Genomic DNA, 12,136 nt, shown 5'->3' on the forward strand with positions numbered 1-12,136 from the left:
ACCATTCTCCGTTTTTATTTTCATACTACCATTGTTTCAACTATTTTTCCAGTTTATACAAACAGTACTCCTCGGAAGCACCTACTTTAGCATAGGTATAGCCTTTCGCCTCTTGTTCAAAATCATTCGTCTTATCAGTCGTTACAACTACAAGGACCGGTCCGGCTTGCTTATATAACTCCGGCAAGGTACTTTCCGGCATAGTATATTTCAAAGACCAGTTCAGCCCGGTTTGCGAGGGTTTATCCTGTTCGGGGGACTGCATCTTTACCAAAAGGTTGCCACTATAGAAAACGGCCGAGGTACTATAAAACTGATAAGTGCCTATCGTATAGCCGGCATAAGGGCGGAGCAATTCGGCTAGCTCCTTGCCCGACCGTTCCCGGGCTGCATCAGGTAAGACTAAAACCGAAACGAGAAAATAAAAGCAGAGCATTCCGGCACAACCCGCCCAAACCATGGCCCTGGAGCCGCGCCGCTGACCGCGCCACCAGGTATAGCCAATAAGCGCCAGACTAACCGCCACCAGTCCACTAAACGCCGTTAAAGAGGTAAAAGGATAACTGGCGCCGAGAAAGACGGCAAAGGCCAAGGCAAACGGCGCCAGTATACAGGCGGCGCTATTCTTTATACTCCGTTCCGTCACATACAGCACCGCCAGAATTACCACCGGAAACAGCAGCGGAAAGGTGTAGGTCGGGTATTTGGTGGCCATGCAGGAGTAAACGATTAAATACAGCAAGGCCCATAAGGTCAGCAGCGTGTATAGAGAGTCTTTGCCCAGTTTTTTCAACCCGGTGTACAATCCACCCAGGGCTAAGCCGTTCCACGGCAGCGTGCTGACCAAAAATATCACAATATAATAGTAAAATACATCACCCTTGGGATGCTCCGACACCGTCGCCCGCAGATAATTGTTAACGCCAAAGAAAGCATTCCAAAAAGCATCGCCATAGGCAAAAAACATATACCCATACCAGGGCAACACTACCGCCAGAAAGAATAGGCCTCCCGAAAAAAGGCGAAGCTCCTTATATTCAGACCAATTTCGCTCCCAGGCAAGAAAGAGCACAATAATCAACGCCGGCAGCACCAGGCCAACCGGTCCCTTGGTTAGTACCGCCAGCGCCATGCAAAGGTACATCCCCAGATAGCGGTATCTCGTCTTATCCCGCCGCGTATAGCTCAAATAAAACAATGCCACTGCCCCATTGGCAAACACGAAGAGAATCATATCGGTAATCAGCAGCTTCGACAATAAGAAATATTGGAAGGAAGTCGCCAGCAGTCCGGCCGCCAGCAGTCCCTGGCGTGGCGTGGCCACCTGAGAGACAAACCATTCCATGAGCGCCACACCGCCGGCACCAAACAAGGCTGGTACCAGCCGAGCCGCCCACTCGTTCACGCCAAAAAGTGTAAAGGAAAGGTTCAACATCCAGTAAACCATGGCCGGCTTATCAAACCATACATGGCCGTAAATCTGTGGCGACAGCCAGCTATTGGCCGCCAGCATTTCCTTAGCCGTCAAAACATAGTTGGATTCCACCGGATCAGTAATGGGAAGTTGCTGTCCAAAGCTGGCAAATAACATAAATACAGCAATAAATAGAAGAATTCGATATATATTTTTCATAATTTCACCAACTTTGCTCATTCTTTCCTGAGCACTACCACATTGTCCGCTACCGCAACAAGCTGCAGTTCTTGCTGCTCTGCAGGCGGCAAGCTCCGGTAGTTTTTCTCCTTAACAACAAAATAAATTGGTCTTGATGTACTTTTCATATTGTCCAGTACCTGATTGATCGACGTAAGTTCCTTACCAGGCTGTTCCGTATAGTAGGCAAAGCCTGGCCGGAGAAACTTTTCCACATAGACCGGCGCCTGCCCGTCATACTGGGCCTTAAAGTCAGCAGCCACATCCTTAACCGACAGGGCCGGCGCCGCTGCCGGAAATAGGCTGGTCATCAAAACGGCAATAAATAGCAGCATGCCGCCAGTAAGCACTCCGACAAGCCGTATCGCCCGGCCCTGTTTTACAGCCAGCCAGGCGCCGGCAGCAGTGATCCCAAAAACCAGGCCAGTCAGAACGGCACCCGGGATAAGCGCCGGCAGATACGCCAAAGCTCCCCAAATAAGCCCGCCTTCCAGCAAGCCAAAGACTAGCAGCAGCAAAATAACCGGTTCGCCAAACATGCTACGTACCGCCTCCCGGGAGATGCAGTGATCGATATACCAGCCGGTCAGTAGAGCTAAGGGGGGATACATCGGTAAAATATACGAAATTAACTTAGTCTGAGACAGACTGAAAAAAACGAACACCGTCCCCGCCCAGATAACCAGAAAACTCAACTCCCGGCCAACCAGTCCTTTCCGTTCCTGCCAAATGCGTTTACCAGCTTGGCCAAGAAACACTGACCAGGGGAAAAAACCCAGTAAAAGCACAGGAATGTAGTAATACCACAGCGTCCCGGATGGATGCTCCGGCTTAAGAAACCGGGTTACATTATGAAAGCCGAGAAAGGTATCTACAAAGTCCATACCATGAAAATGGTACATGGCCAAATACCAGGGAGAGGCAACCAACAACATTAATAGTGTTCCGCTAACTAGTTTGATCCGTTTTATCTCACCAAATCCCCTTGTCCAAACAAGATGAGCCAGGACAATGGCTGCCGGTAAAACAATAGCTACAGGACCCTTGGTTAAAACCGCCAGTCCGGCAGCCACATAAGCCGGATAGTACTTTCCTTTTAGGTACAACAGCAAGGAAGCCGTCATAAAAAAAGTCAATGTAATATCGGTTACAGCCGCCTTGCCCAAGTAAAAATATTCCACACTGGTCGCCAGCACCAAGGCAGCAATAAGCCCGGCCCGCCGGCCAAAGATGGCCTTGCCGAAACGGTAAACCACGAGGACGCCGCAAACGGCCAGTAAGGCCGAAGGAAAGCGGGCGGCAAACTCGTTCTGCCCAAACAGTTTAAATGAAGCGGCTACCAGCCAATAATACATGGGCGGCTTATCATACCAAAAATCACCGTAGATCCGGGGTGATATGAAGTCCCCTGTCTGCAGCATCTCCCTTGCTGTCTGAGCATAAACCGGTTCATCCGGATTCAGGAGCGGCAAATGTCCTAATTGAAAAAACATAATAAACGCGGCCACTAACACAACAATAGCCAACTCTGCTTTTCTATCCCATTTCATTATATTTGTCCTACCCTTCCAGTCTTGCTTAAGGAACCGCTGGCTATCGGCAAACTACTGCCTGCCATAAAAAAAGCCCGCCGGTTCCTCTGGTTAGCCCAAGTATAAAAGCAGATTCTGAAAAAAGACTGAAAATCTCATAGACATAAAAAAGCGGAAGAATGGATTAATCCATTCTTCCGCTTTTTGCCAACTAACTATATTCATTAGCCGCCGATCAAATCATCGGCACAGCAGGACGGCTACATCATTCACATTGGTCCCCGTCGGCCCGGTCAACACCAGGCCGTCACAAGCCGCCAATCCACAATAAGCATCATTGTCTTCCAAAACCGCCCCTATCTTTAACCCCTGTCGCAAGAGCACCTCCTGGGTCTGGCCATCGACCAGCCCGCCGGCAGCATCAGTTGGGCCGTCCGTACCGTCCGACCCGGCAGCAATAACCACCGTATCCGCCAGCCCGGCGATCCCTTCGGCAGCGGCCAGTGCAAACTCCTGATTTCGACCGCCCTTGCCCTTCCCCTTTACATTTACGACGGTCTCGCCACCCAGAATGACCGCACAGGGCGGTTGCAAATAGCCACCATCCCTGATCTCCCGGGCAATCGCCGCTAAGAACCGTCCTCCCTCCCGAGCCTCACAGGTCAGCTGGGTGGTAAGAATAACCGGACGGTAACCGAGTCTTTCCGCTGCGGCGGCAGCCTGGCGGCACAAGGCTTTCACGCTGCCGGTAACCATGACGGTAACATTGTCCACCTGCTTGGGTGTTTCCAGCTTCAGCTTGGCCAAAAGCTCCGGCCGCAGCCTTAATTTATATTTTTCCACAATCGCCAGGGCTTCCTCTACTGTCGCTGCGTCGGGCCAGGCCGGACCGGAGGCAATCGAATCCAGACGGTCCCCCAGCACATCGGACAGGACAACGGAAAACACCTGGGCCGGCCGGCACAAGTGCGCAAAACGCCCACCCTTGACCGCCGACAATCTTTTTCTGATGGTATTGATTTCAACAATATTGGCACCACAGGCCAGTAATTGCTGCGTGATTTTTTCCAGATCGGTCAGGTCCACGCCGGGCAGCGGTTTTTCAAACAAGGCCGAACCGCCGCCGGACACCAGAAAGAGTACGGTATCTGTTGCCGTAAGCCCCTCAACCAGCGCCAACACCTTTTCAGTGCCGTACAGCGTATTCCGGTCAGGCACCGGATGTCCTGCTTCCACTACTTCAATCCGCTCCAGCAGCCCCTGGGCGTGGCCGTATTTAGTAAGAACAACTCCTTTGACCAGAGCCGGCCCAAGCGTCTTGGCAGCGGCCTGCGCCATCGAGAAACCGGCTTTACCGATAGCAACCAGATAAACTCTGCCGGGAAACCGGCAGTCTGCCAGTGCAGCTCCCACCGCCTGGTGGGGCAGTACTCCGGCAATGGCTTCATTGACAATCCTTCTTGCGTCTTCCCGTAGATCGGTCATCGTATCCCTCTTCTCTTAACCTGCAGATAAAAAATCATGAAATCCATATATAGTTGGTCCAACTACACAATGTATTCCATGATATCTGACTCTTTTATTATATTACAAATAAACTATTAAACAAATTGCTTATTTTAAAACGCTCTTTAGCCCAAAAACTTCTCCTTTGGCAGGGGCAGCACCGTGGCCAGCGTCAGTTCATACGCTTCCTGCCCGTGCTCGCTAATATCAAGACCGGTGCTTTCGACCGCCGCCTCTGTACGGACGGCCATGACAGCGCCTAACAGCTTCATGATGATATAGGTTGCTATGCCGCTGAAAGCACAGGCGGCCAGCACTCCTACAAGCTGCGGTATCAGCAGGGCGGCGTTACCGTAGAATAAGCCGTCAGCCCCGGCACTGTTGACTGATGTCGTGGCAAACAGTCCGGTAGCCACAGCGCCCCAGATGCCGCCGACCCCGTGAATACCAAAAGCGTCCAGCGAATCATCGTAGCCCAGGCGCCCCTTCATAATCGTAACGGAAAAATAACAAATACCGCCGGACAATAGCCCGATAATAATCGAAGACATGGCTGTGACAAAACCGGCTGCCGGCGTAATGGCAACCAAACCGGCCACCGCACCGCTGATCAGGCCAAGCAGCGAGGGTTTTCCCTCATGCAGGCATTCCACGATAAGCCAGGCTGCCGCCCCAGCCGCCGCTGAAAGATGAGTCACTAAAAATGCGTTGGCCGCCAGGGCATTGGCCGCCAATGCGCTGCCGCTGTTAAAACCGAACCAGCCAAACCACAGCATAGCGGCTCCCAGTACGGCCATGGGTAAATGATGTGGCCTGGTCTGCTTACGGCGCTTGCCCAGCATGACACAGGCAACCAGACCGGCAATGCCGGAGCTGATATGAACCACCGTACCGCCGGCAAAATCCAACGCCCCCATTTCCCGCAACCAGCCGCCTACGCCCCACACCCAGTGAGCCAGCGGATTGTACACCACCGCACTCCAGATAAAGGTGAAGGCAACAAACGCGGGAAACCGCATTCTTTCTACGACAGAACCGGAAATCAACGCCGGTGTAATCACGGCAAACATCATCTGAAAAATAACAAATACCAAATGCGGAATAGTCGGGGCATAATCGCCATTTCCGGCAGGCCCTACCCCCTGCAGCCCCAGCATGCTCATATCACCGATCAACCCGCCATGATCCGGTCCGAAGGATAAACTGTAGCCAAACACAACCCACTCTATCGATACAATAGCCAGCACAACCAAAACCTGGGTGAGTGTGTTCAATACATTTTTCTGCCCCACCATGCCGCCATAAAAAAAAGCCACCCCAGGGATCATAAACATGACCAATGCCGCCGAAACTAATACGAACGTTGTGTCTCCTGCACTGATTGCCATTACCTGCTCCATCCGGACAACCTCCTTAAACTTAAAAAAAAACAGAAAAAGCCCTCGCATATAGCGAAGGCTTCATTGCCTCATTTTCATTATGTTAATTTTACTTCATCATTTTAGACATTTTTCACGGTACTGTCAATATCAATTTCAATTAATTTTCCCTTCGGATTAGACAGTGATCCGTCAAATCTGGAGGTGCGAATTAAATTATGAAAGTTTTTTACAAGACACCGGCAATAAAGTCTTGCGGAAAAAGATCCGTCAAAAAATTGCATTTTTAGCATTGGTGAGCCACTAGTATTCTCGTCTGTAGAATTTTTCACTGGAAAAATACCGGTCTATACTCTAAAATGAATATATTCCAAATCAACGGACAAACAGTCAGCCTGCTGGCTGATGAGAGTCGAGGGAGCTGTAATCATGAACGGATACGTCTGGATTATTTTTGGTTATGCGTTATTTTTAATTGCCATTGGCTTTTTATTAAAAAACCGGGTAAAGAACACTAATGACTTTTTTGTCGGCAACCGCAAATTTGGTGCCGGTTTACTATTTGCTACCCTGATTGCCCCCAATATCGGTGCCGGTTCCACCGTCGGGATCGCCGGACTTGGCTATACAACAGGCATATCGGCGGCCTGGTGGATTATCGCCTCCGCCGTCGGCACCATGATTCTGGCCTTCTGGGTTGGCCCGGCGATCTGGCGCAAAGCCGTCAAACACAACCTGTATACCTTGGGCGATTATCTTGACTACCGTTACAGTCCCGGTTTTCGCGCCTTGATTTCCCTGCTGATGGCCATTGGCAGCATCGCAATTTTTGCCGGACAGTTGATGGGCATCGCCTGGATTCTATCGGCAGTAGCCGGCATGTCTAAAACAGCCGGCATTATCAGTGGCGCCCTGGTGGTTGTACTATATTTCGGCGCCGGCGGTCTGCTGTCGGCCGCCTATGTCAATATCATTCAGGTTTGTGTCAAATTTCTTGGCTTTGCTATCGCCCTGCCCTTTGTCCTGCAGGCGGTAGGCGGCTGGAGCGGCCTGCAGGATAAGGTGGCCGCCCATTTGGGCAATGCGGCCCTGACTGCCTCCTATTTTAGTTTTGACGGCATCGGCATCACTTCCCTGGTTGGGTTTTTCCTGATGCTGACTCCTTCCTTTTTTATTTCACCAGCCCTGATTGGTAAAGTCTATAGTGCCAAAGACGAAAAAACAGTCATCCGCAGTACCTTCCTGTGCGGCCTGGTCATGCTGGCCTTTTCCCTGGTTCCGGTCATCCTCGGCATGGCGGCTTTTGTGACGCTGCCGCAGCTTACCGAGCGTGATCTGGCACTGCCTACCGTCATGAAAGAATGCATGCCCTTCTGGGCTTCGGCGCTGGCCTTGGCTGCCATCTTCTCGGCGGAGATCAGTGCCGCCGACGCAGTGCTCTATATGATCACCACCGCCTTTACCAAGGACCTCTACAAAACCTTTGTTAACCCTTCCATCGCGGACGAAAAGCTGCTGCGCATCAACCGGGTAGTCACCGCCGTAGCCGGCCTGATTGGTGTGCTTTTGGCCATCGTCCTGCCCAATATCATCGCGGCCTTGTCTATTTTTTATTCTCTCATGTCGGTTTCGCTGACCGCGCCACTCCTGTTTGGCCTGTTTTCCCGGCGGCCAAGTACGGCAGCCGCCTTCCTCACCGCTCTGACAGGCATCGTTATTACCGCCGTCCTGCAGTTTGGTTATGGCGGTAAGGGCCTTGGTTTTTTAAACGCCCAATCGACTGCTCTCGTCGCCACCATGCTCGTCATGCTTGGCATGATGGTTCTCTTTCCCGCCAGAGATTCCGAAAAAAACACCCCATAGCAAAGGAGCAGTCTGTCACGCACAAGACTGCTCCTTTTATTTATCCGGTCAGAGGCTGTCACTCGTTTTGTCTTCCTCCACCGGTTGTTCTTCATCCTCCCGTTTAATTTCATGGCCGGTCCAGATATGCTTACTTTGGCACATCCAGTCCTGTACCACATTTAGAGCCTCGCCGAATCGCTGGAAGTGAACAACTTCCCGCTGCCACAAAAAGCGCAGCGTGTCTTTTACACAGGGATCGTCGGTACAGGCAATCAGATGTTCATAGGTAGCACGGGCCTTTTGTTCCGCTGCCATATTTTCCGTCAGATCGGTAATGGGATCACCCAGACAGGCAATATATTTTGCCGACCAGGGTACGCCGTTGGCATCGGCCCAGAACAGCCCGCCGTCATGCTGCACGAACTGCCCTTCCCAGCCGGCTTCCTTGTAATCCTTGCAAGTCGCGCACTCAGTCAGTTTATAGACCAGTGCGGCTATCATCTCCATATGGGCCAGTTCCTCGGTTCCGATATCCGTAAGGGTAGCTCTGGCCATATCGGTAGGCATGCTGTAGCGTTGATTAAGATAACGCAGCGACGCCGATAATTCACCGTCCGGACCGCCGTACTGGGTAATGACCATTTTGGCGAACTTTACATCCGGCCGGCTTACTCTTACCGGGTGCTGCAGTTTTTTTTCATATAGCCACATGATGCTGACATTCCTCCTTCTTCCTTATAGCTGCCACGGCCAGGGTCCTTGCGACCATTGCCAGGGTTCACCGCTGTAGCCGCCCATGCCAAAATGAATCAACGGCCCGTATTCTTCTTCATAGTCCTCCACCAGTCTCCGCAGGGCCTGCACGGCACAGTTATAGTCATTAATAGCCTCTTCATCACAGGGATGGGTATCCAGATATAAATTAAGCTCGACCGCTACAAATTCCATTTCCTGAATTCTTTTCAGCCTTGCCGCCTGTTTCTCACAGTCCACGGTATGCACCTCCTCTTACTCACTTAGCACCTTATCAACCCTAATCCAGCAAATACTGTCGGTCGATTTTCCGCAAGTCTGCGTTGTTGTCAGTCCTCATACTCCCCGGTATGACCCCTTTTTCCGCCTTGCCTTACGAAAAACAGTCCAGTCATATTCCACCTTTTTAGAATTGACAAAGTACTAGCGGGGTATTTTATAAACACCATATAATTCGGGGAATAATGTTCCTTTAGCAAGCGCCTCCTGGGGATTAAAGGCCTGCTTGTAAAATTGCCAGGGTACGTACGAATGAGCCAGCCGCATCCCCATGTCCGCCGGACAAATCGTTCCTTCCATATACTCTTCGTCATAGGTACAATCATCAGTATCGGGTGACACATAGGTTTTCTTCGGTCTCCGTTCCACGCTTTATCCTCCTCTCAACTAACCCTAGTATATGTTATGTATACGGCTAGTCAAATGCCACAAAAAAACCGGCTCTGCCAACAAGACAGAGCCGGTAATTGTTATTTCTGTATTAACTGGCCAGCGGCATAATAAAAAAGGCCAGAAGGTATAGTACGATACCGGCCCCGCGGTACAGTCCGGCCAACACCCACACGAGCCGGATAAGCGACACATCCACTCCGGTATAATTGCTGACTCCGGCACACACCCCGAGGATCATGGCATGCGCCTGGTCAATCGCCAGCGGACGATGTAACGGCCCGCCGCCGGCCGTATTACTTTGCATGAACTGCCATATTGTCAAGCCACTAAATAGGTATGCACCAACCCGGATTACCCATACCACAACCGCCACCTCCCGGTTCCCGTAACAAACAATAGTTAGTAACAGTATTACCGGTTCTTGCTTCTTTTAATCAAAATCCCCGGCTGCCTCAGGCAGCCGGGGATTAATAGCAGGATTTCTAGCGGCGGTCTTTTAGCCGTTGCACCAGTTTTAATCTTTTTTCCGGTTTTTCCGGCAGCTCTGGCCCGGAAAGTTCATCCACCGGCACGGCCGGCCGTGCCGATCGCCGTCCGATATTAATTAAAATGCCCATAGCCACCAGATTAACAATCAGCGACGTGCCGCCAAAGCTAATGAACGGTAGGGGTACGCCGACTACCGGCAGCAAGCCTGACACCATACCGATATTGATTACCGCCTGGCCGGCTACCAGCAGGGTGACACCAATGGCCAGGATTTTGCCAAAGCCGTCCGGAGTCCGCCGGGCGATCTGTCCGCCATAACAGGCTAATAACCCCATCAGTACCAAAACCAGCAAAGCCCCAAAAAATCCCCATTCCTGGCACAGTACCGCAAAAGCAAAGTCGGTATGCGATTCGGGCAGGTAATAAAACTTGCTGGCTCCCATCCCCAGCCCTGTACCGGACAAGCCTCCGGAACCAATGGCCAGCAGCGACTGCACCGTCTGATAGCCAATTCCCTGCTGATGCTCCCAGGGATCAAGCCAGGCTGTAATCCGGTCCATCCGGTAGGCAGCGGCATAGGAAAAGTAAGCCAGCACCGCCGCACCGCCGCCATACAGCAGATAAAGCTGCTGCTTGGGCAGTCCGGCCAGCACATAGAGGATCAGACAAAGGCCCACCACAATCACGGCGGTCCCCATATCGGGCTGTTTGAGAATCAACACCCCCATGATGCCAATAAAAATGACCGGTAAGGACAGAAGTGAAATTTTTCTTTTTCGATCAATCCGTGGTCCCAAATAACTGGCCGCCACAATGACGGATGCCAGTTTGGCAATCTCCGACGGCTGAAATTTAATCCCCAGATTGAGCCAGCGCCGGGCTCCGTTGGCATCAACGCCGGTAAAATGAACGGCAATCAGCATGCCCAGCGTCATAACAGCCAAAAGCCCCGACAGCCGGTTCAACTTCCGGTAATCCGGCTTCGTAGCGATAATTAGGCCGACCAGACCAATTGCAAAGCTGATCAAATGACGTTTAAGAAAAAAATAGCTGTCGTCCAGCAGTTGTCCCGCCAAAACAAAGCTGGCACTGAATACATTAACCGTACCAATGATAAATAAAATAAAAGTAATATATAATACCGCTTCGGCCGGTCCTGTCCATATTTTAGGAATTTTCAGCATAACAAAGCCTCCGTATCTACTTTCTTCCATTATATCAGAAAATTTGTCTCCAGCCCAATAACCAAATTGCCCCGCCCTGCATAAGATATCATGCCGACAAGCGGATTTAACAGTAACAATCCGGTATCATCATGTGAGGTGAAGTATTATGGAAGGGATATCCTATCAGTTGCTGGCAATGGATGCGTTGGCCCATTCCCTGCTGCTAATCAATGGCGGCACCGGGCAAATTGTGAGCGAACTGCCCTATTCTGCCGACCTGTCGCCCATCGATCTGGCGGTGACGGCCGATGGCAGCAAAGCTTACATACCGGCTGACGCCAATGGAGAAGGCGTACTGCTGGCAGCCAATCTCCGCCAGCAGGCATTGTATCGCCTGCCGCTGGCCATTCCTTCGCCCAGCCAATTCTCCCTATCGCCTGACGGACAGTCGGCTTTTGTCGCAACTGCCGAGGGCTCCCTGCATCGGCTTGACCTGGTCTCCCTGTCGGTTACGCCTTGTGGCGCTCCCGGCTCACCGGAGACCTACTGTGTCGGTATTCAAACTGACGGCAACACGCTGTATAGCATTTGGGAACATCCCGGCGGTGGCAGCTTCGCCGCCTTCGATCATCAGGGACAGCTCCTTTATGAACAATCCATTCCCGGCATACCGACTAATCTGACACAGGATTCCCACGGCCATTTTATCATTCCCTTTACTTCGGAAAGCGCTTCCGGCGAAGGAATATTTCTCATGAGCAGACAGCCGGAAGCATCGGCGATCGAAGCTACCGCGACCATCCTCTATTGCAATTGCCAAAGCAGCAGCATTCCCTGCGCTTATCCTTCCCATGCCGCCTTTTCACCCGACGGGCACACGGCCTACATTGTTAATGAAGAAAGCGCCTCCATCACGGTCATCGACATCCCTACGGCAACCGTCACCGGCCGGATTCCGGTCGGCCGTTCCATCTCCTGCCTGCATCTGCTGCCTGGCGGTAATTTTGCCATCGCTTCCAGCCACATGTTCGCCGACTTAAGTTTGATCGACCTGGTAAACGGCAGGCTACTGTCCATCACCGATATGCAGCGCGAATTTCTCGGCTATATTGCCGTACTGCCGTCGGACACTCAGTAAAC

Annotated in this window: 11 protein-coding genes; 2 read left to right on the forward strand and 9 right to left on the reverse strand. The window is 51.6% G+C overall.

Going from position 1 to position 12,136, the window contains the following annotated elements:
* Positions 1-40: 40 nt before the first annotated feature.
* The 4 genes from F3H20_RS06845 to F3H20_RS06860 all read right to left on the reverse strand — a co-directional run bounded on the left by F3H20_RS06845 (position 41) and on the right by F3H20_RS06860 (position 6,092).
* Positions 41-1,633: an ArnT family glycosyltransferase gene (locus tag F3H20_RS06845; protein WP_188128226.1), complete on the reverse strand. Its 1,593-nt coding sequence runs from the start codon at positions 1,631-1,633 to the stop codon at positions 41-43.
* 17 nt (positions 1,634-1,650) lie between these two features.
* Positions 1,651-3,204 (reverse strand): ArnT family glycosyltransferase, encoded by a 1,554-nt coding sequence (locus tag F3H20_RS06850; RefSeq protein ID WP_149734203.1) that lies wholly within the window; start codon positions 3,202-3,204, stop codon positions 1,651-1,653.
* A gap of 222 nt (positions 3,205-3,426) precedes the next feature.
* Complete coding sequence (locus F3H20_RS06855) at positions 3,427-4,671, reverse strand: glycerate kinase type-2 family protein (protein WP_149734204.1); 1,245 nt, start codon at positions 4,669-4,671, stop codon at positions 3,427-3,429.
* Between the two features lie 146 nt (positions 4,672-4,817).
* A complete protein-coding gene (locus F3H20_RS06860; protein WP_223191660.1) occupies positions 4,818-6,092 on the reverse strand; it encodes an ammonium transporter in 1,275 nt (424 codons plus the stop codon).
* A 408-nt stretch (positions 6,093-6,500) separates the two neighbouring features.
* On the opposite strand from F3H20_RS06860, the gene F3H20_RS06865 reads away from it, so the two are divergent.
* Positions 6,501-7,934: a sodium:solute symporter family protein gene (locus F3H20_RS06865; RefSeq protein WP_149734205.1), complete on the forward strand. Its 1,434-nt coding sequence runs from the start codon at positions 6,501-6,503 to the stop codon at positions 7,932-7,934.
* A 48-nt stretch (positions 7,935-7,982) separates the two neighbouring features.
* Here the strand turns inward: F3H20_RS06865 and F3H20_RS06870 are convergent, their stop codons facing one another.
* From F3H20_RS06870 to F3H20_RS06890, 5 genes are all read right to left on the reverse strand, one after another.
* A complete protein-coding gene (locus F3H20_RS06870; RefSeq protein WP_149734206.1) occupies positions 7,983-8,627 on the reverse strand; it encodes a manganese catalase family protein in 645 nt (214 codons plus the stop codon).
* A 24-nt stretch (positions 8,628-8,651) separates the two neighbouring features.
* Positions 8,652-8,909: a spore coat protein CotJB gene (locus F3H20_RS06875; RefSeq protein ID WP_149734207.1), complete on the reverse strand. Its 258-nt coding sequence runs from the start codon at positions 8,907-8,909 to the stop codon at positions 8,652-8,654.
* Positions 8,910-9,092: 183 nt separating this feature from the next.
* Positions 9,093-9,317 (reverse strand): spore coat associated protein CotJA, encoded by a 225-nt coding sequence (locus F3H20_RS06880; RefSeq protein WP_223191661.1) that lies wholly within the window; start codon positions 9,315-9,317, stop codon positions 9,093-9,095.
* Positions 9,318-9,429: 112 nt separating this feature from the next.
* Complete coding sequence (locus F3H20_RS06885) at positions 9,430-9,705, reverse strand: PspC domain-containing protein (RefSeq protein ID WP_149734208.1); 276 nt, start codon at positions 9,703-9,705, stop codon at positions 9,430-9,432.
* A 118-nt stretch (positions 9,706-9,823) separates the two neighbouring features.
* The gene (locus F3H20_RS06890) at positions 9,824-11,014 is read right to left on the reverse strand and encodes an FtsW/RodA/SpoVE family cell cycle protein (protein WP_223191662.1); all 1,191 of its coding nucleotides are present in this window, start codon (positions 11,012-11,014) and stop codon (positions 9,824-9,826) included.
* 148 nt (positions 11,015-11,162) lie between these two features.
* Between F3H20_RS06890 and F3H20_RS06895 the strand changes: the two genes are divergently transcribed.
* Positions 11,163-12,134, forward strand: coding sequence for a hypothetical protein (locus tag F3H20_RS06895; protein WP_149734209.1), 972 nt, complete (start codon positions 11,163-11,165; stop codon positions 12,132-12,134).
* Positions 12,135-12,136: the final 2 nt, after the last annotated feature.

Origin of the sequence: Propionispora hippei DSM 15287, assembly GCF_900141835.1 — a bacterium.
GTDB lineage: Bacteria > Bacillota > Negativicutes > Propionisporales > Propionisporaceae > Propionispora > Propionispora hippei.

Coding starts and splice junctions, on each gene's coding strand:
- F3H20_RS06845 (WP_188128226.1), bottom strand. CDS start 1,633: ATGAAAAATATATATCGAATTCTTCTATTTATTGCTGTATTTATGTTA.
- F3H20_RS06850 (WP_149734203.1), bottom strand. CDS start 3,204: ATGAAATGGGATAGAAAAGCAGAGTTGGCTATTGTTGTGTTAGTGGCC.
- F3H20_RS06855 (WP_149734204.1), bottom strand. CDS start 4,671: ATGACCGATCTACGGGAAGACGCAAGAAGGATTGTCAATGAAGCCATT.
- F3H20_RS06860 (WP_223191660.1), bottom strand. CDS start 6,092: ATGGAGCAGGTAATGGCAATCAGTGCAGGAGACACAACGTTCGTATTA.
- F3H20_RS06865 (WP_149734205.1), top strand. CDS start 6,501: ATGAACGGATACGTCTGGATTATTTTTGGTTATGCGTTATTTTTAATT.
- F3H20_RS06870 (WP_149734206.1), bottom strand. CDS start 8,627: ATGTGGCTATATGAAAAAAAACTGCAGCACCCGGTAAGAGTAAGCCGG.
- F3H20_RS06890 (WP_223191662.1), bottom strand. CDS start 11,014: ATGCTGAAAATTCCTAAAATATGGACAGGACCGGCCGAAGCGGTATTA.
- F3H20_RS06895 (WP_149734209.1), top strand. CDS start 11,163: ATGGAAGGGATATCCTATCAGTTGCTGGCAATGGATGCGTTGGCCCAT.